Here is a 24,724-nt window from a genome sequence, read left to right as displayed (position 1 = left end):
GGGGTGCGCGAACCACGCCACCCCAGGCCGCTCGGACCCACGAGCGGCGCGGGTGAACGTCCGATCCCGGACGAGCCCACAGCTGTCAAGGAGACCCTGTGCCTGATCGAGCGCACCTGACGTTCGCCCTCACCCTGCACGACGCCGTCGCGCCCGATCGCACCCGGAACGCGTGCTGGTCGCCGTACTCGGTGGCCAGCGCCCTCGGTCTGACCGCGCGAGCGGCGCGCGGGCAGACCGAGGCTGAGCTGGTCGCGCTGTTGGGCGCGGACCACGCGGACGTGCTCAAGGCCGCGGTGGTGGGCGACGACGCCGAGTTCGCCGTGGCCAACACGCTGTGGGCGTCCGACGAGCTGCCGATCGACGAGGGCTTCCTCGCCGACCTCGCCGGGTGGCCGGGCGCGGCGGCGCGCTCCGCGCCGTTCGCCGCGGACCCGGAGGGCGCCCGCAAGCTGATCAACGCCGACGTGGCCGAGACGACCCACCAGCTGGTCCCCGAGCTGCTGGCGTCGGGCGCGATCACGTCGGACACGGTCGCGACGCTGGTCAACGCGCTGTACCTGAAGTCGGCGTGGACCGACGAGTTCCCCGAGCACGACACCGCCGACCTGCCGTTCCGCGGCGCCGGCGACGTCCCGACCATGCGCCGCGAGGGCAACGCGCGCTACGCCCGGCAGGCCGGGTGGGAGGCCGTGGCGCTGGCCGCGCAGGGCGGCGTCGAGGCGGTCGTGCTGCTGCCGGAGGGCGACCTGGGCGGCACGGAGGGCGTGCCCGAGGTGCTGGCCGCGCTGGAGCACGACCGGGTCGAGCTGTTCCTGCCGAAGCTGGAGCTGTCGGTGAACTGCTCGCTCGCCGAGGCGTTGCAGCAGGTCGGCGTGCGGACCATGTTCACCGACGCGGCCGACCTGACCGGGCTGAGCCCCGACCCGCGGCTGCGCGTGGACGACGTGGTGCACGAGGCCGTGCTGCGGCTGGACGAGCAGGGCTTCGAGGGCGCGGCGGCGACCGCGGTGGTGATGCGGCTCACGTCGTTCATCCCGGCCGAGCCCGCGCGCACGGTCCGCGTCGACCGGCCGCACCTGCTGCTGGTCCGGCACGCCGGAACGGGTGCGATCTTCTTCTTCGCCCAGGTCGCCAAGCCGTAGCCGCCGTTCCGGCGGGGGACTGTCACGTCCCGGGCGCCCTCCTCGTCCACCGGGTGCAGACCCGAAACGAGGAGGGGACATGCCCAGGATCCCGGTCGTCACCACCAGGCAGGCCAACCCGCTGGTCCGGCTCGCGTACCGGTTCGCCAAGCGGCGGTTCGGCGCGGTGCCGGAGCCGTTCACCGTCGCGGCGCACCACCGCCGGCTGTTCGTGGCGAGCGCGCGGCACGAGCTGGCGGTGGAGAAGGCGGCCACGACGCTGCCGGTGTCGCTGCGCGAGCTGGTCGTCCTCCTGACCGCGGTGAAGCTCGGCTGCTCGTGGTGCGTCGACTTCGGCACCATGCTGATCAAGCACGAGGGCCTGGACGTCGACCGGCTCAAGGAGATCCACGACTACCGGACCTCGGACTCCTACACCGAGCTGGAGAAGCTGGCGCTCGCCTACGCCGACGCGATGACCGAGACGCCGACCGCCGTCACCGACGAGCAGGTCGCCGAGCTGGACCGGCGGCTCGGGCACCGGGGCCTGGTCGAGCTGACCTACCTGATCGCCCTGGAGAACCAGCGCGGCCGGTTCAACTCGGCGTTCGGCATCACCGACCAGGGCTTCACCTCCGGCGACGCCTGCCGGGCGCCGCTGCCCTAGGCGGGTTCGGGGAACGGCACGTGGCCGAGCTTGTCCGGGTTCGAGATGTCGTACACGCCGGCCACCCTGCCGTCCCGCACCGCGAACGCGCTGACCCGCGCGGTGAGCTTGCCGCGGGCGGCGAACAGCAGCCCCAGGTCGCCGTTGACCAGCACCGGTCGCCCGGTCTCCAGCGCGCCGTCGTACTGCCGCAGCAGGCCGAGCACCAGGCGCGCCACCCGGTCCGCGCCGCTGACCACGTTGACCGCGGTCTTGGCCTTGCCGCCGCCGTCGCCCACCAGCACCGCGTCCGGGTGCAGCAGGCTCACCACGGCGTTGACGTCACCGGAGGCCATGGCCCGGAGGAACCGCTCCAGCACCTCGCGCTGCTCCTCCAGCGCCACCCGCGGCGGCGGGTCGGCGTCGGCCGCCGCACGCCTGCCCCGCGAGGCGTGCTGGCGGGCGGTGGCGACCTCGCAGCCCAGCGCGTCGGCGATCTCCGCGAACGGCACGTCGAACGCGTCGTGCAGCACGAAGGCCACCCGCTGCTCGGGCGTGAGGCGGTCCAGCACCACCAGGGCCGCCAGCCGCACGCCGTCGTCGCGCACCACCGCGTCCAGCGGGTCGTCCTCGCCGGAGGTGACCAGCGGCTCGGGCAACCACTGCCCGACGTACCGCTCCCGCCGCACCGCCGCCGACCGCAGCCGGTCCAGGCAGATCCGGCCGACCACGGTCGTCAGCCAGCCGCGCAGGTCCCGGATGTCCGCGCGGCCCCGGTCGCTCAGGCCCGCCAGCCGCAGCCACGCCTCCTGCACCGCGTCCTCGGCGTCCGCGACGCTGCCGGTGAGCCGGTAGGCCACGCCGATCAGGTGGGTGCGGTGCCCGGTGAACGCCGAGGCGACGTCGGGCGCGGTCTCCTCGCCTGCGGTCACGGGCGCCAGTCTGCCAGCACTAGACTCGCTCGACGTGGCAGGACGCATCCGGGAGAGCGACGTCGCACTGGTGCGTGACCGCAGTCGGGTCGACGAGGTCGTGGGCGACCACGTCTCGCTGCGCCGGGCCGGTGGCGGCGCGCTGAAGGGCCTGTGCCCGTTCCACGACGAGAAGTCGCCGTCGTTCAACGTCCGCCCCTCGCACGGCACGTTCCACTGCTTCGGCTGCGGCGAGGGCGGCGACGTCATCGCGTTCGTGATGAAGATCGAGCACCTGGGGTTCGTGGAGGCCGTCGAGCGGCTGGCCGACCGGGCGGGCATCCAGCTCACCTACGAGGGCGGCGGCGCGACGATCCAGCGCGACCGGGGCACCCGCAGCAGGCTCATCGAGGCGCACCGGGCCGCCGCCGAGTTCTACGCCGAGCAGCTGGCCACGCCGGACGCGCTGGCCGCGCGCGAGTTCCTGGCGCAACGCGGCTTCGACGAGGCCGCGGCCCGCCAGTTCGGCTGCGGCTTCGCGCCCGGCGGCTGGGACAAGCTCACCAAGCACCTGCTCGGGCGCGGGTTCGAGCTGACCGAGCTGATCAAGGCCCAGCTGACCAAGGAGGGCAGGCAGGGCCCGATCGACCGGTTCCACCGCAGGTTGCTGTGGCCGATCCGGGACATGGGCGGCGAGGTCGTCGGCTTCGGCGCCCGCCGGATCTTCGACGACGACCCGATCCAGGCCAAGTACCTCAACACCAGCGAGAGCCCGATCTACAAGAAGTCGCAGGTGCTGTTCGGGCTGGACCTGGCCAAGCGGGAGATCGCCAAGCGCAGGCAGGCCGTCGTGGTCGAGGGCTACACCGACGTGATGGCGATGCACCTGGCCGGCGTGCCGACGGCGGTCGCGTCCTGCGGCACGGCGTTCGGCGCGGACCACATGAACGTGCTGCGCCGGCTGCTGATCGACGACTCGCTCAACGGCGAGGTGATCTTCACCTTCGACGGCGACGCGGCCGGCCAGAAGGCGGCGCTGAAGGCGTTCGAGGGCGAGCAGGCGTTCTCCGCGCAGACCTACATCGCCATCGCGCCGGACGGCATGGACCCGTGCGAGCTGCGCCAGGACAAGGGCGACGTGGCGGTGCGCGACCTGGTGGCCCGGCGCACGCCGCTGTTCGAGTTCGCCATCAAGACCCGGTTGAAGGACTACGACCTGGACTCGGTGGACGGCCGGGTCGAGGCGCTGAAGACGATGGTGCCGTTCGTGGCGCAGATCAAGGACCGGGCCAAGCGGGACGGCTACGCGACCCGGTTGGCCTGGTGGGTCGGCTGGGAGGACGAGTCGGCCGTGGTGCGCCGGGTGCGCGAGACGGCGACCGGCCGCGCGCCCGCGCCGTCCCGCCGCGCCGCGCCGGTCGACCCGAACCAGGGCGCGCTGAACGTGGACGTCGACGGTCCGGCGCGGCCCGACCCGCGCGACCCGGCGCTGTGGGCGCAGCGGGAGGCGTTGAAGGCGGCGCTGCAGCTGCCGGAGATGGCCGGGCCGTACTACGACTCGCTGCCCGACGAGGCGTTCACCCACCCCGCGTACCTGGCGCTGCACCAGGCCGTCCGGGAGGCGGGCGGCGCGTCGTCCGGGTTGTCGGGGCCCGCGTTCCTGGACGCGGTGTCGCAGGCGTGCCGGCAGCAGGCCGTGCGGTCGGTGCTGACCGAGCTGAGCGTCGAGCCGCTGCGGGTCAAGTCCGACGACGAGTACCGGTACGTGCAGAGCGTGCTGGCGCGGTTGCAGCAGATCCTGGTGTCCGGGCAGATCACCGAGATCAAGTCGAGGCTGCGGCGGGTGTCGCCGATCGAGGAGCCGGACGAGTACCGGGCCCTGTTCGGCGACCTGATCGCGCTGGAGGACTACCACAAGGCGTTGGGCCAACAAGCGGTGGGCGGGCTGTGATGGGGCTGTTCCGGAGGGTTTTCGGCTCGGGTGCGCCCGAGGGGTTCACCGGGTCGCTGGAGGCCGACGAGAACGTGCTGGCGTCGGCCGCCGTCGGCTCCGAGTGGCTGGTGGCGACGTCGCACGGGCTGTGGTTGCCCGATCCGGGGCAGCCCGGTCCGCGGCGGGTCGGGTGGCACCTGATCAGCAAGGCGGCGTGGAGCGGGAACGCGTTGACGGTGATCGAGGCGGTCGAGGACGGCGCGGCGGGCGCGGCCGTGGTGCTGCGCGACCTCGCGCCGCAGCGGTTCGCGCTGACGTCGGAGGGCAACCTGCCCAAGGTGGTGCACGAGCGGGTGACCGGGTCGATCAAGTCGCGGGAGCACAACACCGCGGTCGGCGCGTGGTTCGTGCAGCGGAAGGTGGCCGGGCGGGACGGCGTGGTGCTGCAGGTGCGGCCGGACCCGGGCGCCGACGTGGAGCGGGTGCGCGAGGTGGCGGCGGCGGTGGCGGCGAAGATCGCGAAGCTGCGCGGTTGACTCCTTGCAGTACGGGCGTACTGTCCAGTGTTAGTGCGTCCGTACTGCTACTGGGGGTGCGCGCGTGTGGGATCCGGGCAAGTACCTGGCGTTCGCCGATCACCGGTCGCGACCGTTCCACGAGCTGGTGGCGCGGGTCGGCGCCGAGTCGCCGCGGCGGGTGGTGGACCTGGGCTGCGGTCCGGGCAACCTGACCGCGTCGCTGGCCGAGCGCTGGCCGTCGGCGGTGCTGGAGGCGCTGGACTCGTCACCGGAGATGGTCTCGGCGGCGCGGGCGCGCGGTGTCGACGCGCGGGTCGGTGACGTGGCGTCGTGGGAGCCCGCGCCGGACACCGACGTGGTGGTGACCAACGCGGTGCTGCAGTGGGTGCCGGGGCACGAGGACCTGCTGCGGTCGTGGGTCCGGGCGCTGCCGTCCGGCGCGTGGCTGGCGACGCAGGTGCCGGGCAACTTCTCCGGGCCGTCGCACGAGCTGGTGCGGTCGCTGGTCGACGCGTCGTGGCCCGAGCTGCGGGGGCTGCTGCGGCCGTCGCCGGTGCTCGACCCGCGCGGGTACGCGGAGGTGTTGGACGGCTGCGCGGTGGACGCGTGGGAGACGACGTACCTCCAGCGGCTGGAGGGCGAGGACGCCGTGCTGGAGTGGATCACGGGAACGGCGCTGCGGCCGATCAGGGCGGCGCTGGACGACGCGGGCTGGGCCGCGTTCCGGGGCGAACTGGCGCCCGCGCTGCGCGAGGCGTACCCGCGGCGGTCGGACGGCACGACCTGGTTCCCGTTCCGCCGGGTCTTCGCCGTGGCGCAAGTGGCCTGAACTCTTCGAGGCCGCCCTCCTGCGCGGGAGGGCGGCCTCGGAGTCGCGCACTAGTTGGCGCGGGGGATGACCGGATCGCGCCGGTGGCCGTTGGCGTGCGAGCGGTGGCGGTCGAAGCCGGTCTTCTCGCCCACCTTGGCCCGGACGATGCCCGCCGCTCCCTGGACGGCCGGGTGGTCGGCCAGCGAGCGGTAGGCGCGCACGATCTGGTCGTAGCGCTGGCGTCCGGCGCGTGCCCCTAGGACGTAGCCGACGGCGGCGCCGAGCAGGATGCCCTTCATGAGGATGTCCTCTCCTGGAGATCGTGCCTGGTCACACCCCTTCCTACCGGAAGGGGAGGGGGTGTGTGCGGACACTGTTGAGGATGCGCTAGAGTTACGTCCTGTCGGGCCGGGAGGCCCGGTCCACAACAGAACATTCCCCCTTAGCTCAATGGCAGAGCATTCGACTGTTAATCGAAGGGTTACTGGTTCGAATCCAGTAGGGGGAGCGCGATGGCACCCCAGGTCCGGCGGACCTGGGGTTTTGTCGTCTCATGGGTGCGGGGTACCCGCACGTCACCCGATTGTCACTCCCTCCGGGCCGGTTTCTTGGGGCACGCTGATCCACATGGCCGACCGCTTCGCCAACCGTCGCCGCATCACGTCGCTGGACCCCGAGCGGGACCACGTCGAGATCATGCGCCTGTCGTCCGGGTACGAGTTCCCGTGGGACTACGTGCGGGCGCTGGAGTTCGCCCTGTTCCGGACCTACTGCGTGCCGTCCATCTCGGCGCTGCTGGCCAAGACCGGCGAGTTCGAGCGCCGGCCGCAGAAGCGGTACGACGACACGGCGCTGCTGATGGCGGAGCTGGTCGACCACGGCTACGACTCGCCGCGCGGGCGTGAGGCGCTGCGCGTGGTGAACCGGCTGCACGGGCGGTACGACATCTCGAACGACGACATGCGGTACGTGCTGTCGACGTTCATCTTCGACCCGATCGAGTGGATCACGAAGTACGGCTGGCGACCGCTGACGGACCACGAGCGCCTGGCCGCGTTCCACTTCTACACGGCGGTGGGCGCGCGGATGGGGATCAAGGCGCTGCCGGGGTCGTACGAGGAGTACCGGACGTTCAAGCGCGAGTACGAGGCTTCGCGGTTCACCTACAGCGACACGAACCGGGCGATCGGCCGGTACACCCTGGACCTGTTCTGCTCCTGGTACCCGGCGCCCCGCAGCCTGACCTCCCGCGCCGTGCTGGCCATGCTCGACCGACCGATGCTCGACGCCTTCGGCTTCCCCGCCCAGCCCACCTGGCTGACCCGAGCCGCCGAACTGGCCCTGCACACCCGCGCCCACACCGTCCGCCTCCTCCCACCGCGCCGGACCCCGCGGTTGACGAACGACCCGCGCAACCGCACCTACCCCGGCTACCCGAACACCTACCGGCCGTCCGACCTCGGAGCCCCGTAGTCGGGAGTGCACAGCTTGGTCACGCCGTGCCGGGTTGTGGAGACGCGGGGTAGTCCCCCTCTGTACCCTCCAGAACCGCACGTCAGGGGGCGGTAGCTCAGCCGGTCAGAGCAGCGGACTCATAATCCGTCAGGTCGTGGGTTCGAACCCCACCCGCCCCACTGTTTCCGCTGGTCAACGAGGTGGCATCAGACGGCACCATGATCAACGCCATGCTTTTGCCCCACTTTACGGGCGGAACCCCTTAACCGCCTCCAGGGCTTCAGCTGCCCTGCGACTGGTCACTCGGCGCGCCATGTAGACGTCCTGCGACGTCGAGACCTTCGAGTGGCCGAGCTGGTCGGCGATCTGCCGAGCGGTCAACCCGGCCTCGTCCAGGATGGTCGCCACCGACCGCCGGAACGTGCGGAAGGTGACCCAGGGATAGCCCGCGCGCTGCCGGAACTCGCGCCATCGGGCAAGCGTGTTGTGCTTGTCCCGCAGGCCGCCGAGGGTGTTCGGGTACACCGGGCCGGTCAGCTGCTCCGGCGCGACCCCGAAGCGCTCGGCCACCCGAACACGGCGATCACGGAGGTTGAGCACCAGCCAACTCGGCAGCGCCAAGGCCCGCTCGGACACGTCCGTCTTACCCGTGTTGATCCTCTGCCCCTGGCCCTTGACCCGGATGAGGCTCCCGCCCCAGTTCACCACGCCCGCGTCCAAGTCGAGGTGTTCCCAGTGGACGGCGAGCCCTTCCCCGGTGCGCTCCCCTGTGCCCGCGTACCACCGAGCCAGGTCCGGGAGGTCTTGGCGGACCGCCACCTCGTCGTCATCCAGCTTGCCCAACAGGTCCGCCAACTCGTCTTCGGACAGCGCACGCGGCCGTGACTTCTTGCCCTCCAACCGCCCGACGTCTCGCACCGGGTTGGCCGGGAGGGCACCGTGCCGGACGGCCAGGCCGCAGACGCCGGACAGGATCGTGCGCACCGTCTTGGCGGTGGCCGAGCTGTGCAAGTCCTGTGCTGCGGCCACCACCTTGTCCAGACGCGGCACGGTCAACTCGCGCACCCGCAGATCACCGATCGCGGGCAGCACCAAGCCGTTGAGCCTGCTTTCGTAGGTCTCCTTCGAGGTGGGGGACCGCCTGCCCGAGTCAACGGCCCGCTGGAACTCCCGCAACCACAACTCGGCGGCCGTCCGGAACCGCATGTCGGGCGTGATGCCTTCCGAGTCCACCGGGGCCGTGCGTTCCGCCAACGCCTTCTTCAGCGCCCGGATCGCCGTAGCCTCCGTCCGACCCCGACGTTCCACCGGCCTGGTGACGCCGTCGAAGTCCCGGAAGTTGGTCCTGGCCCGCCAGCCCGCCGAGTCCTGGTAGGTGCGGATCTTGCCGTAGGTGCCGAGCGGCAGCGGTGGCCGAGGCATCAGGCGAGTCCGTCCGGCAGCGAGTCGACCCAGGCTTTGACCTGGTCGGGGACGAAGCGCACGTACTTGCCGATGCGCTTGCCGGGCGGGCCGTAGTTGCGGGTGCGCCACTGGTAAAGGGTGTTGACCGGGACGCCCAGGAAGTCGGCGACCTCCTTCATCCCCCAGAGCTTGCTCATGCTGCTACCTCCTGTTCGTACTTGCGCTTGCGCTGCTCACGGGTTCGTTCAGCGATGGCCAGGGCAAGTTCGCGCTCGGCGTCGTCGGCGTAGCCGGTGCCGGTGTAGGTCCAGTCGTTGACCACCAGGACCGAGCCGGGGTCGTGGCCGAGCTGGTCGAGCATTTCGGCGGTGCGGAACGCGCGACGTTCGCCCCGGATGGCCTTGAAGGTGGTCGAGTAGGCGCGGGACTTGCTCAGGAAGTGGCCCCGGAAGGCGAGCATGTGCGCCCAGCGCCGCAGGTTGAGCTTCGCGAACTGCTCCAGGTCGCCGAGGTCCCAGGCGGTCTGGATGATCCGGCGGTGGTGGGCGTGCACCCGCAGGTGGTCGATGTCGAGTTGGGAGCGGATCGGCCGGTCGGCGGCTTCGCTCTTGCCGGTGCCCTTGGTGGCGTACTTCGCGACGTAGCCCGCCAACCGAGACTCGCTGATCTCGCCGTCCTCTTCGACCTCGGCGGCGCTGGTCGGGCGGATGCGCCGCACGTCGACCTGCGAGCCCCACCGCAGCGTGGACTTGCTCCCGTCGGGGAGCACCTGGCCCAGGGCGACTGAGCGAGCGGCGCCCATGATGGCCGTCTCCAACAGCTCCGCCGAAGCCCACGAGGGAGTGGGGTCGGCCGGTCCCTCGGGTCCGTCCAGGCGCACGACGGCGTGGAAGTGGACCAGGCCGCGCCGCTGGTACTCAGCGACCTTGGCGTAGGACAGCCGGGCATGGTCCTTGAACTCCCGGACCGGCAGCCCGGCCGCCTTCATCAGCTCCCGCTTCAGCGCGGTGACGAACCGGTGCCACAGCTCACCGGCGTTGGCCTGCCACAGCACCGAGCCGACGTAGTCGTAGGCGTCGGCGTCAAGCGGGGTGCCGATGGCCGGGTCGTCGGGGTGGTGCCAGGAGCCGCACGCGCAGGGCAGGACCTTCCCGCGGCTTGTGGTGCGTCGGTTGTGCACCGGCCCGAATGACGGCGCGGTGAGCGTGGCGAACACGCGCGGCTTCTCGGTAACCGAGACCGGGACGCCCTTGGAGCCACCGGCCAGGCCAGCGTGCATCAGGTGGTAGGCGTCGGCCGCGTACCGGTCCGAGCACGAGGGGCACACCGACTCGCGCCGGTTGCCGCAGGGGATGAACACGTCCCCGCCGTGCCAGTCCAGCAGCGCGCCGGTGGCCTGGTCCTGGACCTGCCAGCCGCCGGTCATGCGGATCGGCTGGGCGCAGCCACCGATGCCGGTGACCTTGTCGCGCCAGTCGCGGTAGTCGGCCCGCCTCAGCCGGTGGGCGATGCGGTCTTCCAGCGTGGACACCACGCGTCACCTCCTTTCGAGCAGGACGAGGAGCGGGGCACGGCCAGGGGAGTGGCCGTGCCCCGCTCATACGGGCAGGTAGGAGTTCCTGCCGTGGATCAGGCGAAGGCGTGCCCGTTGTGGGCGTGCACTTCGGCGACGATGCGGTCGGCGAGGTCGGCGGGGACGCGCGCCGCCTGGCGGACGTCGTCGGCGGTCAACGTGCGCCCTTCGGCGGCGACCTGGTCGACCTTGGCCTTGACCGCGTCGCGGATCGGCTCCGGCAGCTTGAGCCGGGTACCGGTGGCCAGCGCCGCTTGGACCGGCAGGGCAGCTGCCGCAGCGGGTGCCGGGGCAGGCTGCGGTGTGGCGGTGCTGGCAGCGCGGTAGGCGTCGGTGATGGCCTGGTTCATCCGCTGCTGGATCACCGGCATCACCTCGGCGACGCCGAACACCACGACCGGCACCATGACGTGGATGGCGAGGTTGCCGACCTCGAACCGCTCACCGGCCCGCACGGCGATCGTGGGGTAGACGTTCATGAACAGCGTCGAGATCAACAGGATGCGCTTGAGCCAGTCCACCCACTTGCTGTCCACCGGCACGCCCCGGTGCAGCACCTCGGACTCGAACACCAGCAACATGATCAGGATGCCCGCCAGCATCGGTTCGGCCAGCCACGCCGCCCACCACAGCGGGTCGGAAACCGGCCGGTGACCGGCCAGGAAGTCCTGAACCCCAGCCGTGGTGAAGCCGAGGCCCAACGCGAGGAAGAACCACATGCCGCGCGTGATCAACCGGCGTTGCGACTCGATCCGCACCGCCACCATGTCAGGGTCATCGACCAGGCCGCGAAGCTGCGCGGACTCGGCACGCTTGCGGCGCAGGCCCACGACCCGTCTGGTGACCCCCGCCTGGACGTCGATCTCGTCGGAGTCGTGAGCCTGCACGGGGTTCACCTCTTCGAGTCGAGCCGCGCGAGCAGGTCGCGTCCGGCCGGGGTGATCTCCATCAACTGAGCGTTGAACAACTCACCCGATTCGTCCTTCAACACGTGCATCTGCGACGGGACGATGCAGCGGTGCTCCTCCAACAGCCAGACGACTCCGGACTCGTCACCTGCGGCCGGTGTCGCCTGGTCTCCCGGGTCGAGGTACCAGCCCCACGTGCCCGTCCCATCGCCACCACGGGTGTAGAGCCGGTCGGCGACGGCCAAGCGCAGGAACTTGACCACGTCATCCCTGATCCAGTCCGGCGGGTCCTCCTTCGTCCAGTCCGGCCACTTCGGTTGGTTCCCTGGTTCGGGCATCAGTGACGATTCCTTCCCTCTCGGTGTTCCAAGGACAGTCGGCGGTAGTGCTCGGACTCCTCACCCAGCAGCACGTGCAGCCGGTGAGCGATCTCGGCGACCTGCACCGCCCGGTGGTCCGGCAGCTCGCCGTTGTCGTCGGCGTAGCGGCGCACCAGGTCGTCGTACTCGGCCGCCAACCCCGCGATCAGCCGCAGGTTCGACAGCTCGACCAGCGCCGCGACCCCCGTGCGGGCGGGCCGCCTGAGGTCGAAGTCGAAGCGGCTCCGCGCCGTCACCGCGCACCCCGCAGGCTCGACCAGCGAGCACGGATCGCGTGACCGGAGTTGGTCAGGTCGAGCACATAGGTGTTCTTGCGGATCACGCCGTGCAGTTGGGTGGTGAACTCGCCCTGAGCCGCATAGCGCTGTTTGATCAGGGACTCCACCACGGTGGCGATGTCGTCGTCGGCGTGGCGGCAGTGCCCGTCACCGTCGAGCACCACCACCCGCCCCGACGAGTCGAACTGACCGACCGACCCGGCCGAGATGCTGTCGAGCACCTGCGGCACCAGGTCGGGAGTGCCACCGAACCCCGCCAGCGGCACCGGCTTCGATTCGGGAGCAGCAGCGGCTTGCTTCCAGTCGTCGGCGAACAGGTCGACCTGACCGGGGTCGACCCCGCCGCGCGGCCGAGGGGCACGGGTCGCACCACGGGCGCGGATGCGGGCCATCACAGCCGCCCGCGTCGGTGGTCGACCTCGCGGCGGACGAAGTCGCGCAGGATGTAGAACACCGCCACGACACCCACCAGCGCCAGGACGAGGGTCCAGCCGAAGAACGCGCCGAACCCGTCGACCTGGTAGACCACGAACAGCACCCCGGCCGCGACGCCGAGGAACAGCGCGAACCGCCACGCCGCCCACAGCCGGATACCCAGGTTCCACATGGTTGCTCCTCCACTCCGGATCAAGCGATGTGCTTGTGCGGCAACGGATCGCGCCGCGTGATGTGCGATGAGTCAGGCGACCGCGTGCAGGCGCGGGCGGCCCGAGGTGACGAACGCGACCAGGTCGCGGATGTCCTGGTCGGACTGGTAGGAGGCCCGCACGCGCAGCGGGTTGCGGGAGCCCTGCTCCACCACGAACCCGATACCGGCGTGCGCGGAGTCCAACGGGATCTCGTCGGCCAGCGCCCCGCGCAGCCGCATCCCGTCACCCAGGACCATGTCCACCTGGCTCTGCGAGGTCACCGACAGGCACACCCGCGCGGTGAACAGCTCCCGGATCGGGACCGTGTCCTTGGTCGGCTCCTGCACGTAGCCGCACACGCCGAACCCCGCCGCCCGACCCTGCGTCATGACCTCCGAGAGCAGCTTGAGCACACCGCGCACCTCGGACGCCGGACCGTAGGACGTCAACATCCCCAGCTCGTCAATCTGCAACAGCCGCAACGGCGTCTCGACCGACGGCGTGAACTTGCGCCTACCCTGCTCGCGCAGCTCGGCCTGCCGCGCCTTCAGCTCGTCCCGGAACGACTCGACTACCTCGACCGCGTCGCCCCACTCGATCGCCCGGCGGTGGAAGATCGGAGCACCGATCTCGGTCTCCATTCCCTCCTTCAGGTCGATCACGTCCGGCAGGACGACCCCGTCCCGCAACAGCGGAGCCATGCCCCGCAACGGCGACCACAGCAGCGAGCCCTTGCCCGAGCCGGTCGCCCCCGCGACGAACACGTGCTGGCCCACGAACGACTGCGTCCAGGCCGTGCCGTACTCGGTGTCGCCCAGCTCGATCGCGCCCAGGTCGACCTCGTCGGAGTCGTGCGGCAGGTCGATAGCCGGGATCGGGTCGGCGTCGAACGGGTTCTCTCGCTCGACCACCAGGCCGATGACCTGCGGCTTGATCTTCACCACCGCGACCCGCTGAGCCAGCAGAGCGTGCGCCAGGGCGTCAGCGCGCTCCTCGAACATCGACGGCGTCTGGCCCCGGTTGAGCCTCACGTGGATCGTGTCTATCGACGGCGACGCCGACCGCACCCGCAGGATGCGCGGCACCACCATCGCGTCCGTGCGCCGGTTGACCGTGACCAGATCGCAGTCCGCCAGGATGTCCGCCCACCGGCGCCCTACGTAGGTCAGCCAGCGCCGACGGAACGCCCGCAACCGGGGCAGCATCAGGTGGTCGAACGACGCCGGGTGACCCCGATACCAACCCGCCAACCCCAACGCCGCACCGCCCACGATTCCGCCCGTAGTCGGCAACCCCATCTCCACCACACCCACACCCACCGCAGCCGCCAGGGCGGGCGGAACCGCCACCATGCCGGGGTGTCGGACACCCCACTTCACCGCCCGGACCTCGAAACCCTGACTGCGAGTCGGTTTCGGCATCACGAACACCCCTTCTCTTCGTGCGTGTGGAAACCAGAGACCCGATCAGCCGTATTCGGCGTGATCGGGTCTCCGGCGAAACGTTGAAAACCGTGTTGCTAGTCGTCCCGCAGGTACGGCTTCACGTCCTGCATCGCGATCGACAGGTTGGCCACCGCTCGCGTGACCGCCTTGTGCTGACCGGCGAAGCGGAACCGCGCGAACGGCATCCCGTCCACCGCCTCCCGGAGCTGGTTCATGGCCTGGTCAATCGCGTCGACCGCCTGGTTCGCGCCGTAACGAGCAGCCACCGTCAGACCCTCCAGTTCTTCGCGACCAGGTCCGCCTCGTACTTCTTGGCGTCCTTGGTGAACTCTTCGATCTCCCGAACGGCCTTGTCGCACAACGACTTCAGCTCGTCCGCCGTCGGCACCGCCCAGGCGTCCGCCGGGATGTCCGCGTCCTCCGCCTTCGCGATGAAGCCCCGGACGTACTCGTCCACGGTCTCCTGCAACAGCGTGATCGCGGCCCGGAACGTCGCGTAGTTCTCCTGCGCCGCCTTGTTCACGATCTCCACCACACCACCTCATTTCCGTAAGGAACGGGAGACACAAAGCCCCCGGCATTGGACACCGGACGTGCCGGGGGCAACGAATCTCCCGGCACCCGATGAGTCGGTGCCGGAAAAGGTATGGATCTACCCACTGTGGAATTCTCAAAGAACGAACGGACACCCCTGCTTGACGGCAGCACTGCCTACCCCGACAACGCGGAGCGGTTCACGTGGCCACAGGAGCCCGATTCTCGAAACGGGTCAGGAAACTCGCGAGTGAAGCGGCTCAGCCGAGCGGCTTCAGGCCGACCGCCCGCCACGCCAGGCCGGACACCGTCTCACCCTTGCCGTTCTTGAAGCTGTACGGCGACACCGTCGCCCCCACCAGCTCCACCAAGGTGCCCTCCTCGAAGCCCTCGCCGGGGTCGGTGCCGAGGGTCACGCGGATCTCCTCGCCCTTCTGCCCCTTGGACTTCACGAACACCGACACGACGAACTGCGACGCGCCATCGCGGTCGGTCACGACCTCCGCCGTGCCGTCCACCTCTCGCGTCTTCAGCGTCGGCTCTTCCGTCACCATCAGCCGCCAACCGGTCAGCACCACCGGGATCTCACGCATGGCATCTCCTCTGTACAGAACTTGGTAGCTACAGATAACCATGGTTCTGTACCGAACTCAAGGTATATCTGTACAGAGGTTGCAAAAGCGAATGCACGTGTTGCGCGCAAGCAACACTGTCGGCCGGGTGTGCCGCTTAGTCGTCAGCGGCGAACTTATACTCCAGAACGTACGACGAGCTGTCGAGCACCATGAGGTTCACCTCTACCGGCAAGTTCTCGCTGGTGTAGGCAGTGCGGACAATCTCGATGACAGGCGTTCCCTGCGCCAGTTCAAGCGTTTGCCGCTCGTGCTCCCGAGGCATGCGGGTCCGCAGTTCTTCCCGGAACCTCACTGGCTTGTGCCCCAGCTCGGCCAGCCGCGCGTACGAGCCGCCTTCACCCGTGTTCGGTTGGGTGATCGGCGAGCCCTCTACGAGTTGGGCCGGGTAGTACGAGGTGGCTAGCTGTACCGGCTTGTCCTCAACCGCGAAGCGGCGTCGCCGCACAACGACCGCAGTGCCCTCGTCAAGTTCGAGCACGTGAGCGACGATCGGGGGAGCGGGTTCGGTGGTCACGGTCGTGCCCTGATCCAGTGGCCGAAGCCCAAGGTCGGCGCTCCAGATCGAACGACCGGCGCCCCACACCACGGCCTTGAGCCGGTCGGGCGAGACCCTGCGGATGGGGCGGAACTCTCGGACGAAGGTGCCCGAACCACGCTTGGCGACCACCAGGCCCTCGTTCTTGAGGACGTCCAGCGCACGGCGCGCCGTAGGCTGCTCCACGCCGTACCTGGTCATCAGGTCGTTCTCGCCTGGAACCTTCTCACCAGGCTTGAGCTGCCCGGAGTCGATCTCCTGGCGTAGCTCATCAGCGATCTCGCGGTAGCCCACTCGGGCCAAACCGTCTCCCACGGGCCACCTCCGCTACCTCACGTAGTTCTGTACAGCTCGTACAGCCCCAAGTTACCCCGTCCGTGTTGCACGCATGCAACGGCCTCGCCAGGTCACACCGACGTGTTCAGAGTTTCTTTTCTTCATCAAGGCGGCCCCTGCCGGGGCCGCTCGCGCCGCTCTGCTTGAGGCCGCTCGGCAAGGGCCAGGGGCCCGGCTCCGCCACCCTGGCCCGCCGGCGGCCGAAGACGCGACCGACCCCAGCAGGCCCCGTAGAGGGAAAGACATGTCCTCGCCGGACGGGCAGGCCAGCAGGATGACCGGAGGACACCGCCAGCTCGGCTACCAGCGTGGGTCGGGTTTCGTGTCATCCCGCCGACCTCCACGAGGGCAACCACACGCGTCAAGGGGGCAGTCCCAGCCTGACAGTCCTGTGCGGACGGATAGCGCCCCCTTGACACGCGTGGTTGGGGCGAGCCAGGTCGGCGGGATGACACGAAGCCCTTAGTTGACACAAAGCAAGGTGCTCGTGTTTATCGAACTGGTTACTGTGTGCACATATGCTGAATTGGCCTTATTCTGCTATGGTTTGCGTCTCGTTTTCATTTGATTCGGTATGAGATTTACGCACATGGGCGAGGACTCGCGTCCTTCTTTCGTTCGCTTCGATATCATTTTCGTAAATATGACACTCATGGGAGACCTTCAATACTCCCTGGGGTAGTCCCCATTTGGCGCGTGCTCTAGTGTCGATGTCGAACGCCGCAAGAATCAAGGTGGACATCATGTCCAATGCGTTATATTGAGTAGCAACATGGCCTATTGAATTGCCATACTTGGCCGCGTCGCGGGCCAGGCGTTCATCGACAACGCTGTTATTGTGAACGATGACGTTACGGAGGCCGACTGCCTCGACGGCTGTGTTCAGCACGGCGACATCCGTGAATAGTTGAAAGTCACATTTGTTTTTGATGTCACGGTAGAGGTCGCGCAGACTCTTGTAGCTCAAATCTTGCACGTATTTATCGACTGCGTAACCGATTATTGAATCTTTATCCGGAGCATTGAGTACGGCTGCAAGGGGTACTGTAACTACATTCTGTAGAATTTCCGGCTTTTCTCTGAAAAGCAACCCTAGAAGGCGCGACACATAGGTCAAGAAGGCGTCGGTCGTGCGAGTTAGGAGTAGCTCGCCGATAATTCCTCTGTCCTCTGTGAGGCGGTCGGAATATCGCATTAAGTCGTTTCGGTCAAACTTGTAGATTTCACTAAGCGAGTCTAGGGTCTCGTCCATTCTGGAGGCGACCTTGTAAATCCTTCCGATGAAATGCCAAAAGCTGTGCACGCGGGAGGTGAATATCCGGTACGGGTCGGTTGTCTCGCCAGCCCTCGGGTTGCACATCAGTGCGCCAGCCTGTATGAATTTGTTACTGCTTTCATCGGTAGGACTGACCATTCGCGCGATTGTACACTAGTGGACGTTTTTGGTCGACCGCAATATGGTTCGATGCGATTGATCGGTTTGGTCGTCTTTAGATTCGTCCGTCGACGACGACGGTCTTGCGTAGAAGATCAACGCCACACCTTTGCCCCACAAAACGACGGCAGACGACGGTGAACCACGATCCACAGTGGTCGTTCGCGGACGCGAAGCGCGCTGGTGGTGACGAGTGCTGGCAGGTGTCGGCAGACGGCGGGAGAGGCGGCCAACAATCCGTCAGGTCGTGGGTTCGAACCCCACCCGCCCCACTCGACTACCTGCGGAAACGTCTGGGTCAAGATCCACTGTAGATCATCTGTCCAGGTTGTTGGCCATGAGCCTCAGGGTGATCGTCGGCCGGAACCGCGGGCGGCGGTGGTCGGTGTCGTCATTCGCCGATCTTCTTCGCGCTCAGCAGGATTTCCGTGTCGCAGTCGACGACCTCGCCCGCGGCGGGGCTTTGGGCGGTGGTGGTCCAGTTGCGGTCCAGGACGAGGACGCGGCCCTGGCCGGTGGCGTCTTCTTCGCGGAGCAGGTAGAGGCCGGCGGCCTGCATGGTGTCCTGGGCGGTTTGGTGGACCATTCCGACGACGTTCGGGACGGTGCACGTTGTGGGGGCTGCGGGAGGTTCGGGGGACGCAGGCGGTGCGGGGGACGTGAGGGGGGTGGGGGCCTCGGTGGTGGGGATCGGGGTGGGGGAGGGGGGATTGGTGGTCGGCGCGCCGGTGGGTGATGAGGTCGAGCACCCGGTGAGCAGGGCGGTGGTGCAGAGCAGCACGGCTAAGCGGGTCCTCACGAGTCCTCCTGGCGAGACGGTGTCGTCGCGCATGTCGTCCAGTAGGCGTAGGGCGTTACCTCCATCGGACACCGCCTGAACGGTCAGTCCACGCACGGAACGGGGTCGGTTGGACCGCCCGCGCCCGACGAACCACCACCGCCCAGAGCCGACGCGACAGCCTCCCGGAGCACGGGCTGGACGTCGACCGACGGGTCGTTCTCCAACGGCAGCGTCCGGAACCGGACACCGGACACGCCCTGCGCCAGCGACAGCAGGTCCCAGCCCTCCGACAGCACGACGTTCCCCTTGGCCACCTCCGCCACCGGCCCCAGCGCGTCCGCCCCGCGCGAGCGCAGCCGGTGCGCCACGGCGCTCAGGAAAGCCTGCTGCCGACGCGTCCGGTCGAGGTCGCCGTTGGCCAACCCGTGCCGCTGCCGGACGAACGCCAGCGCCTGCGCCGCCGTCAGGTGCTGCCGACCGGCCGGGAAGTCGGCGCCCGAGTAGGTGTCCGACGTGGCGTTGTTCAAGCACACCTCGACCCCGCCCAGCGCCTCCGCCAGGTGGTAGAAGCCGACCATGCTCACCTCGACGAGGTGGTCGACCGGCACGCCGAGCAGCGACCGCACCGTCTCCACCTGCGCCCGCCGACCCGCCTCGCGCCCCCGCCACTCGACCTCGGCGACGTCCATCGGGGCCAGCTCCGCCAGCCGCCGCTCCTCGGCCTCCTTCGCCCGCCCGTACGCCTCCTTCACCTTCCCGTGCTGCGGCCCGCCCGGTATGCCGAGCAGCGTGGCGTGGTTGTCCCGCGGCACGGACAGGGCCGTCGCCGCCGAACCGTCCGCCGGCACGTGCAGCAGGATCAACGTGTTCGCGTTGTACCCGCCGCGGTCCACGTCACCGGCGTGCAGCGCGGCCAGCACGTCGTCGGGCGGTGTCCCGCCGTCCAGGTCCCGTCGCGTGGTCAACCCGACCAGCAGCACGTTCACCCCGGACGTCGACCTCACGTCGTCCGCCCGCACCGCCTGCGACCGCCGCACCCCCGTGTCCACGTCCTGGTAAGTGGTCCAGGCCACTCCCGCCAGCACCAGCACCGCCGCCGACAGCACCACCCATGTGCCGCGAACCACGCCGAGCAATATCGCGCGCAACATCCACGCCCCCTTCACGTCACTTAACCTAGGAGACGTTCAGGGGGGCGTGGCGTGGCCGACCGCATGGCTCACTTGCCGAGCATGGCGGCACTCGCCGTGTCGGCGGTCTTCACCGGCGTCGGGATCCGGGTCGACGGCGGCGAAAACGGCTTGGTGCTCGGCGTCATGATGGTGCTCGGCACGACCCTCGCCGCCGCGATGGTGCGGCCGATCGGGCTGTGGACCGTCGTGCCCGCGCCACCGCTGCTCTACGCGGGGCTCGTGGTCGGGGTGGCCGCGGTCCGGGGGAAGTCGTTGGGGGAGTTGACGGTTCTCGTCGCGCCTCCGGTGATCCGCGCGTTCCCGCACCTCGCGGTGGCGGTCGGGTGCGGGTTGTCGGTCGCGTTGGTGAGGGTGGGGGGATCGTGGTGGAGGAGCAGGTCTTCGTCGACCGGACGGGGAGACGCCGGGGGCTGATGCGGGCGGTGAGCATCGCGCTGGCGACGTCGTTGCTGAGCCTGTCGGCGCTGATCGTGACGACCGTCTTCGAGCACGTCAGGTGAGAGCGCACTGGATCTCGCTGGTGCTGGGGCTGGGACTGCTGATGGGCGCGTTGAGCTTCCACGCCTACGCCACGTCCCTGGCCGACGAACCCGCGCTGGTCGCCGCCGGGGACGAGCCGGTGGTGGACGGCGCGGTGGCGCTGGTGTTCCACGGCGGGCCGCACCCGCGCTACACGCCGCGGGTGCTGGACGCGTTGGCCGAGCGCGGTCTGCGGGCGACGTTCTTCGTGGTCGGCGCGCACGTCAACGAGCACCCGGACCTGGTGCGGCGGATGGTCGCCGAGGGGCACGAGGTCGGCGTCTCGGGGTTCCGCTCGGGCGAGTCGACCGGGTTGGGCCGGGCGTTCGCGCAGCACGCCCTGGCCGACGCGGCGAACGTCCACACCGGACTGGAGGAGGCCGAGCCGGACACGCTCGACCGCCACCTCTACGACGCGCACCACGTCGTCGCCGCCGTCGACCCCGGTCACGTCATCCGGCTGCACGTCTCCAGCACCGCGCCCGCCGTGGTCGCCCTGCTGGCCGACGCGCTGCCGGACCGCCGCTTCACCACCCTGACCGACGCCACCGGCCGCGCCGACGCGATGACCGACGCCGGGTTCGGCGCCAGGGTCACCGGCCGGGCGCAGGCGTGGGCGCAGCACCACGGCGACGTGCTCGCCGCGGTCCTGGGCGTCGTCTGCGCGATCGTCGCCGTGCTGGCCGTGCTGCGGACGGTGCTGCAGCTCGGCCTGGCGCACACGTCGCGCCGGCTGCACCGGGAGACCGAGGTGCGGCCGCACGCGCCGCCGGTGTCGGTGATCGTCCCCGCCTACAACGAGGCCGCGAACATCGCCGCCGCCGTGCGGTCGATCGCGGCCTCCGAGCACCCCGCCGAGGTGGAGGTGGTCGTGGTGGACGACGGCTCGACCGACGGCACGGCCGCGGTGGTCGAGGCGCTGGGGCTGCCCGGCGTGCGGGTGGTCAGCCAGCCGAACCGGGGCAAGTTCGCCGCCCTCAACGCGGGCATCGCGCTGGCCCGGCACGACGCCCTGGTGCTGGTGGACGGCGACACGGTGTTCGAGCCGGACACCGTCTCCAAGGTGGTGCGCCCGCTCGGCGACACCGGCGTCGGCGCGGTCTCGGGCAACGTCAAGGTCGCCAACCGGGGCGGGCTGCTCGGCCGCTGGCAGCACCTGGAGTACTGCGCGGGCTCGAACCTGGACCGGCAGATCCTCAACGCGCTGGAGTGCATCCCGACCATCCCCGGCGCGATCGGCGCGTTCCGCCGGGAGGCGGTGGAGGAGGTCGGCGGGATCAGCGCGGACACGCTGGCCGAGGACACCGACCTGACCATGGCGATCACCCGGGCCGGGTGGCGGGTGGTGTACGAGCCGGCGGCGCGGGCGTGGACCGAGGTGCCGACGGGCGCGCGCGGGCTGTACAAGCAGCGGTACCGGTGGTCGTACGGGACGTTCCAGTCGATGTGGAAGCACCGGACCGCGTTGCGCGAGGACGGCCGGATGGGCCGGTTCGGGCTGCTGTACCTGCTGGTCTTCCACGTGGTGCTGCCGGTGCTCGCGCCCGCGCTCGACGTGTACGTGCTGTACGGGGCGTTCGTGGCGGACGCGCCGCTCGGGCTGGTGATCTGGGGCGTCTTCCTGGCCGTGCAGACGGCGAGCGCCGGCTACGCGCTGCGGCTCGACGGCGAGTCGCTGAAACCGCTCTGGGCGTTCCCGCTCCAGCAGCTGGCGTACCGGCAGCTGACCTACCTCGTGGTGGTCCAGTCGCTGGTCACGGCCGCGCACGGGACGCCGCTCAAGTGGCAGACGGCGCGTCGCAGCGGGTTGGCCGAGGTGGCTACCGGGTAATACCGGAGGTAGCATCGCTGGTATGAAAATCAGTGTGAGCCTCCCTGAGGAGGACGTAGAGTTCGTTGATCACTACCTGCGGCAACACCACAGCGCATCACGGTCGTCGGTGATCCACCAGGCGATCGCGTTGCTGCGCGAGGCGGGGCTGGAGAACGCCTACGCGAGCGCGTGGGAGGAGTGGGAGACCGGAGGAGACGCCGAGATGTGGGACGTGACCGCGCCGGACGGTGTCTCCGATGCGCCGAGGTGACATCTACTGGGTGGACCTGGAGCCGGTGCGGGGCGCCGAGGCGAACAAGGTCCGCCCGGCCGTGGTCGTGAGCAACGACGCGGCGAACCGGGTCGCCGGCCGGGGCGGCCGGGGTGTGGTGACGGTCGTGCCGATCACCTCCAACACCGCGCGGGTGTACCCGTTCCAGGTGCTGCTGACCGCCAAGGACTGCGGGCTCGGCGCGGACTCCAAGGCGCAGGCCGAGCAGGTGCGCACGGTCGCCGCGGCCAGGCTCCGCGCCCGGATCGGCGGCCTGCCGCCCGCCGTGCTCAAGCAGCTCGACGAGGCCCTTCGCGTGCACCTCGCGCTCTGAGCACGCCGTCGCACCGTTAGGGTCGACGCGTGCTCGACGTCGCGATCGACCGCAACCGCCTGCTGACCGCGCTCGCCACCGGGCTGTCCGACATCGCGGGCGCCTGGTCGGTGGACGGCGGGGTGGTCCGCACCGAGGGCTCGCCGGTGGTCCTGGTCGAGGACCTGCACGGCGGCGAGCAGCCGGCCGGTCACGTCGACGTCGGCTTCGCCTTCAACCCGGAGGCGCCCGGGGCACCGGTGCTGTGGGACTGCGCCGTCGGCTTCGGCGGGACGCCGGCCGAGGTCGCCGAGCAGGCGGCGAGGACGTGGCTGTCGACCACCGCGCCCGCGCTGCTGGAACTGCTCGCCCAACGCGGCGAGCTCGCCGACCACATCTCCGGCGACGACCCGGTGGGACTGCCCGGCCACCACGTGATCCACGGCCCGATCCAGTCGTGGGGCCTCGACCCCGTGGCGATGCGCGACTGGACGGCCGACCACCCGCTGGCGCCCGCGCTGCGCGACACCCTGCCCGCCCACCTCGACCAGCCGGTCAACGGCGTGAAGCTCATCTTCGGCGGCAGCGCCGGCTCCGAGGTGGTCGAGGCGCGGGTCAACGGCGTCGTGCGGCCGGACGTCACGGAAGCGCTGCGCGCCCTCGACTGGCCGCGCGGCGAGTCGGCGAACTTCGCCCGCGCGTTCCTGGTCGTGCTGACCGACCAGCAGCACTAGGGAGCACCGCCGGGACCGCCCCGGTGGGACGGCCCCGACGGCGTGGTCACCCCACGACGCGGATCGCGCCCGCCGGGCACAGGTGCGCCGCTTCCCGCGCCGCCGTCCCGTGCTCGCCGGTCGGGGACGGCTCCAGGAGCACGACCGTCCCGTCCACCTCGTCCTGGTCGAACACCACCGGGTCGGTCAACGCGCACATGCCCGACCCGACGCACCGCTCCTGGTCGACCTCCACCCTCACGAGAACTCCACCGGCAGCTCGTGCACCCCGTAGATCGCCATGTCGGTCCGCGGTCGGACCTCCTCGGCGGGCACCGCGAGCCGCAGGTCCGGGAACTCGCGGAACAGCGCGGTGAACCCGACCCGCATCTCGATCCGGGCCAGCTGCTGGCCGAGGCACTGGTGCACGCCGTGGCCGAACCCGATGTGCCCGGACGCCGGCCGGTGGACGTCGAACTCGTCGGGCCGCTCGAACCGCGCCGGGTCCCGGTTGGCGGCGGAGACGGAGATCGACACCGACTCGCCGGCCCGGACCACCACGCCGCCGACCTCCACGTCCTCCAGCGCCGTGCGCAGCGTGCCGAACTGGAGGATCGACAGGTACCGCATCATCTCCTCGACCGCGTTGTCCACCAGGGACGGGTCGGCCCGCAGCGCCGCCAGCTGCTCCGGGTGCTGCAGCAGCAGCAAGGTGCCGATGCCCAGCATGTTGGCCGTGGTCTCGTGCCCGGCGACGAGCAGGAGCAGCCCCATGTTGGCGACTTCCTCGTCGGTCAGCTCGCCGGTGGCGATCAACCCGGACAGCATGTCGTCGCCCGGCGTGACGTGCTTGCGCTCGACGAGCCGGAGCACGAACGCCTCCAGCCGCTCGAACGCCGCCATGACCTCCTCGAACGTGGAGTCCAGGCTCAGCAGCCGCGCGGTGTCGTGCTGGAACGACTCGCGCTCGTCGTAGGGCACCCCCAGCAGTTCGCAGATCACCAGTGACGGCACCGGCAGCGCGAAGTTCGCCACCAGGTCCGCCGGCGAGCCCGCCGCGCGCAGCGCGGCCAGGTGGTCGGCCACGATCCGCTCGATCCGCGGCATCAGCTGGTTCATCCGGCGGACGGTGAACTGGCCGGTCAGCAGCTTGCGGTAGCGGGTGTGGTCCGGCGCGTCCATCGAGATGAACATGCCCGGCTTGGCCGGCGGCCGCTGCTGGATCGGCTGCCCCGCGGCCATCCGCGGCGGGTGCTGCAGCTCGGCCCGGCTGCTGAACCGGCGGTCCGCGTGCACCTCCCGCGCCAGCTCGTAGCTGGTCACGAGCCAGCCGACGTGGCCGTCGGGGAACCGCATCCGGCTGATGGGGGCCCGCTCGCGGAGCAACCCCAACTCCGCGGGCGGGTCGAACACCGTGCTGCGCTGCGTGGGCAGCTCGGAGTACAGCGTTTCGGTCATCTCGCACACCTCCCAGTGCGTTAAGGGACCTACTTCGCAACGTACAGAAGTTTCACGAAGCCATGAAGTAAATATGCCGTAAGGGTGTGGAGCTAGTACGTCCGATAGCAGGTGTGCTACAAATCGGCCGAGAACTCTGACAAGGGGGAGGTGAGGGTCCTTGGTCATCGAGG

General features: G+C 69.8%; 31 protein-coding genes and 2 tRNA genes. 13 read left to right on the top strand and 20 right to left on the bottom strand.

The window, feature by feature from the left end; translation table 11 throughout:
- Positions 1-98 precede the first annotated feature (98 nt).
- Together AB0F89_RS37270 and AB0F89_RS37265 are read left to right on the top strand one after the other, a co-directional pair.
- Positions 99-1,145: a serpin family protein gene (locus tag AB0F89_RS37270; protein ID WP_367131188.1), complete on the top strand. Its 1,047-nt coding sequence runs from the start codon at positions 99-101 to the stop codon at positions 1,143-1,145.
- 79 nt (positions 1,146-1,224) lie between these two features.
- Positions 1,225-1,791 carry a carboxymuconolactone decarboxylase family protein gene (locus AB0F89_RS37265; RefSeq protein WP_367131186.1) on the top strand — a complete coding sequence of 189 codons (567 nt, stop codon included), beginning with the start codon at positions 1,225-1,227 and terminating at the stop codon, positions 1,789-1,791.
- Here AB0F89_RS37265 and AB0F89_RS37260 read toward each other — a convergent pair.
- Positions 1,788-2,702: a sigma-70 family RNA polymerase sigma factor gene (locus AB0F89_RS37260; protein ID WP_367131185.1), complete on the bottom strand. Its 915-nt coding sequence runs from the start codon at positions 2,700-2,702 to the stop codon at positions 1,788-1,790. The genes AB0F89_RS37265 and AB0F89_RS37260 overlap by 4 nt on opposite strands.
- A gap of 34 nt (positions 2,703-2,736) precedes the next feature.
- Here AB0F89_RS37260 and dnaG point away from each other — a divergent pair, with 34 nt between their 5' ends.
- The 3 genes from dnaG to AB0F89_RS37245 all read left to right on the top strand — a co-directional run bounded on the left by dnaG (position 2,737) and on the right by AB0F89_RS37245 (position 5,961).
- A complete protein-coding gene (gene dnaG, locus AB0F89_RS37255) occupies positions 2,737-4,632 on the top strand; it encodes a DNA primase (protein WP_367131183.1) in 1,896 nt (631 codons plus the stop codon).
- Entirely contained in the window at positions 4,632-5,150 is a 519-nt protein-coding gene (locus AB0F89_RS37250; protein ID WP_367131181.1) for a hypothetical protein, read from the top strand. The genes dnaG and AB0F89_RS37250 overlap by 1 nt, the downstream gene beginning before the upstream one ends.
- Positions 5,151-5,214: 64 nt before the next feature.
- Positions 5,215-5,961: a trans-aconitate 2-methyltransferase gene (locus AB0F89_RS37245; protein ID WP_367131179.1), complete on the top strand. Its 747-nt coding sequence runs from the start codon at positions 5,215-5,217 to the stop codon at positions 5,959-5,961.
- 50 nt (positions 5,962-6,011) lie between these two features.
- Here AB0F89_RS37245 and AB0F89_RS37240 read toward each other — a convergent pair whose 3' ends face one another.
- Positions 6,012-6,242 (bottom strand): hypothetical protein, encoded by a 231-nt coding sequence (locus AB0F89_RS37240; protein ID WP_367131177.1) that lies wholly within the window; start codon positions 6,240-6,242, stop codon positions 6,012-6,014.
- 137 nt (positions 6,243-6,379) lie between these two features.
- Here AB0F89_RS37240 and AB0F89_RS37235 point away from each other — a divergent pair.
- From AB0F89_RS37235 to AB0F89_RS37225, 3 genes are all read left to right on the top strand, one after another.
- Positions 6,380-6,451 (top strand) — tRNA-Asn (locus AB0F89_RS37235).
- 119 nt (positions 6,452-6,570) lie between these two features.
- Positions 6,571-7,416 carry an oxygenase MpaB family protein gene (locus tag AB0F89_RS37230; RefSeq protein WP_367131175.1) on the top strand — a complete coding sequence of 282 codons (846 nt, stop codon included), beginning with the start codon at positions 6,571-6,573 and terminating at the stop codon, positions 7,414-7,416.
- Positions 7,417-7,502: 86 nt separating this feature from the next.
- Positions 7,503-7,577: transfer RNA gene (locus AB0F89_RS37225), tRNA-Ile, on the top strand.
- Positions 7,578-7,644: 67 nt separating this feature from the next.
- Here AB0F89_RS37225 and xerC read toward each other — a convergent pair.
- The 16 genes from xerC to AB0F89_RS37145 form a co-directional block, all read right to left on the bottom strand.
- Positions 7,645-8,820 (bottom strand): tyrosine recombinase XerC, encoded by a 1,176-nt coding sequence (xerC, locus tag AB0F89_RS37220; protein ID WP_367131173.1) that lies wholly within the window; start codon positions 8,818-8,820, stop codon positions 7,645-7,647.
- Complete coding sequence (locus AB0F89_RS37215; RefSeq protein ID WP_367131171.1) at positions 8,820-8,999, bottom strand: helix-turn-helix transcriptional regulator; 180 nt, start codon at positions 8,997-8,999, stop codon at positions 8,820-8,822. The genes xerC and AB0F89_RS37215 overlap by 1 nt, the downstream gene beginning before the upstream one ends.
- A complete protein-coding gene (locus AB0F89_RS37210) occupies positions 8,996-10,336 on the bottom strand; it encodes a replication initiator (protein ID WP_367131169.1) in 1,341 nt (446 codons plus the stop codon). The genes AB0F89_RS37215 and AB0F89_RS37210 overlap by 4 nt, the downstream gene beginning before the upstream one ends.
- 95 nt (positions 10,337-10,431) lie before the next feature.
- Positions 10,432-11,262, bottom strand: a complete 831-nt coding sequence (locus AB0F89_RS37205; protein ID WP_367131167.1) for a hypothetical protein — start codon at positions 11,260-11,262, stop codon at positions 10,432-10,434.
- A gap of 5 nt (positions 11,263-11,267) precedes the next feature.
- On the bottom strand, positions 11,268-11,621 hold the full coding sequence (locus AB0F89_RS37200) for a hypothetical protein (RefSeq protein WP_367131165.1): 354 nt from the start codon (positions 11,619-11,621) through the stop codon (positions 11,268-11,270).
- Positions 11,621-11,899, bottom strand: a complete 279-nt coding sequence (locus AB0F89_RS37195; protein WP_367131163.1) for a hypothetical protein — start codon at positions 11,897-11,899, stop codon at positions 11,621-11,623. The genes AB0F89_RS37200 and AB0F89_RS37195 overlap by 1 nt, the downstream gene beginning before the upstream one ends.
- Entirely contained in the window at positions 11,896-12,333 is a 438-nt protein-coding gene (locus AB0F89_RS37190; protein WP_367131161.1) for a hypothetical protein, read from the bottom strand. The genes AB0F89_RS37195 and AB0F89_RS37190 overlap by 4 nt, the downstream gene beginning before the upstream one ends.
- Positions 12,333-12,548: a hypothetical protein gene (locus tag AB0F89_RS37185; protein ID WP_367131160.1), complete on the bottom strand. Its 216-nt coding sequence runs from the start codon at positions 12,546-12,548 to the stop codon at positions 12,333-12,335. Before AB0F89_RS37185 ends, AB0F89_RS37190 begins: the two co-directional genes overlap by 1 nt.
- 72 nt (positions 12,549-12,620) lie before the next feature.
- Entirely contained in the window at positions 12,621-13,991 is a 1,371-nt protein-coding gene (locus AB0F89_RS37180) for a cell division protein FtsK (protein WP_367131158.1), read from the bottom strand.
- Between the two features lie 98 nt (positions 13,992-14,089).
- Positions 14,090-14,281, bottom strand: a complete 192-nt coding sequence (locus AB0F89_RS37175; RefSeq protein WP_367131157.1) for a hypothetical protein — start codon at positions 14,279-14,281, stop codon at positions 14,090-14,092.
- A 2-nt stretch (positions 14,282-14,283) separates the two neighbouring features.
- A complete protein-coding gene (locus AB0F89_RS37170; RefSeq protein ID WP_367131155.1) occupies positions 14,284-14,547 on the bottom strand; it encodes a hypothetical protein in 264 nt (87 codons plus the stop codon).
- A gap of 262 nt (positions 14,548-14,809) precedes the next feature.
- Positions 14,810-15,142 (bottom strand): hypothetical protein, encoded by a 333-nt coding sequence (locus AB0F89_RS37165; RefSeq protein ID WP_367131153.1) that lies wholly within the window; start codon positions 15,140-15,142, stop codon positions 14,810-14,812.
- 136 nt (positions 15,143-15,278) lie between these two features.
- Positions 15,279-16,013, bottom strand: a complete 735-nt coding sequence (locus AB0F89_RS37160; protein ID WP_367131151.1) for a GntR family transcriptional regulator — start codon at positions 16,011-16,013, stop codon at positions 15,279-15,281.
- Between the two features lie 574 nt (positions 16,014-16,587).
- Positions 16,588-17,469, bottom strand: a complete 882-nt coding sequence (locus AB0F89_RS37155; RefSeq protein ID WP_367131149.1) for a hypothetical protein — start codon at positions 17,467-17,469, stop codon at positions 16,588-16,590.
- Positions 17,470-17,881: 412 nt separating this feature from the next.
- Positions 17,882-18,076, bottom strand: coding sequence for a hypothetical protein (locus AB0F89_RS37150; protein ID WP_367131147.1), 195 nt, complete (start codon positions 18,074-18,076; stop codon positions 17,882-17,884).
- Between the two features lie 296 nt (positions 18,077-18,372).
- On the bottom strand, positions 18,373-19,422 hold the full coding sequence (locus tag AB0F89_RS37145; protein WP_367131145.1) for an LCP family protein: 1,050 nt from the start codon (positions 19,420-19,422) through the stop codon (positions 18,373-18,375).
- 81 nt (positions 19,423-19,503) lie between these two features.
- On the opposite strand from AB0F89_RS37145, the gene AB0F89_RS37140 reads away from it, so the two are divergent.
- From AB0F89_RS37140 to AB0F89_RS37120, 5 genes are all read left to right on the top strand, one after another.
- Positions 19,504-19,878, top strand: coding sequence for a DUF6542 domain-containing protein (locus tag AB0F89_RS37140; protein ID WP_367131143.1), 375 nt, complete (start codon positions 19,504-19,506; stop codon positions 19,876-19,878).
- Between the two features lie 82 nt (positions 19,879-19,960).
- Positions 19,961-21,814, top strand: a complete 1,854-nt coding sequence (locus AB0F89_RS37135; RefSeq protein WP_367131141.1) for a glycosyltransferase — start codon at positions 19,961-19,963, stop codon at positions 21,812-21,814.
- A 109-nt stretch (positions 21,815-21,923) separates the two neighbouring features.
- Entirely contained in the window at positions 21,924-22,067 is a 144-nt protein-coding gene (locus AB0F89_RS37130) for a hypothetical protein (protein WP_367131139.1), read from the top strand.
- Positions 22,054-22,401 carry a type II toxin-antitoxin system PemK/MazF family toxin gene (locus tag AB0F89_RS37125; protein WP_367131138.1) on the top strand — a complete coding sequence of 116 codons (348 nt, stop codon included), beginning with the start codon at positions 22,054-22,056 and terminating at the stop codon, positions 22,399-22,401. Before AB0F89_RS37130 ends, AB0F89_RS37125 begins: the two co-directional genes overlap by 14 nt.
- A 29-nt stretch (positions 22,402-22,430) precedes the next feature.
- Positions 22,431-23,114, top strand: coding sequence for a DUF6348 family protein (locus tag AB0F89_RS37120; protein ID WP_367131136.1), 684 nt, complete (start codon positions 22,431-22,433; stop codon positions 23,112-23,114).
- A gap of 46 nt (positions 23,115-23,160) precedes the next feature.
- On the opposite strand, the gene AB0F89_RS37115 is transcribed toward AB0F89_RS37120, so the two are convergent.
- Entirely contained in the window at positions 23,161-23,355 is a 195-nt protein-coding gene (locus tag AB0F89_RS37115) for a ferredoxin (RefSeq protein WP_367131134.1), read from the bottom strand.
- Complete coding sequence (locus AB0F89_RS37110) at positions 23,352-24,551, bottom strand: cytochrome P450 (protein ID WP_367131132.1); 1,200 nt, start codon at positions 24,549-24,551, stop codon at positions 23,352-23,354. Before AB0F89_RS37110 ends, AB0F89_RS37115 begins: the two co-directional genes overlap by 4 nt.
- Positions 24,552-24,724: the final 173 nt, after the last annotated feature.

The sequence above is a fragment of the Saccharothrix sp. HUAS TT1 genome (genome assembly GCF_040744945.1).
In the GTDB taxonomy this organism is placed as follows: Bacteria; Actinomycetota; Actinomycetes; order Mycobacteriales; family Pseudonocardiaceae; genus Actinosynnema.
Note: the sequence above shows the minus strand (reverse complement) of the source record. Positions and strands in the feature narration are given on the sequence as shown.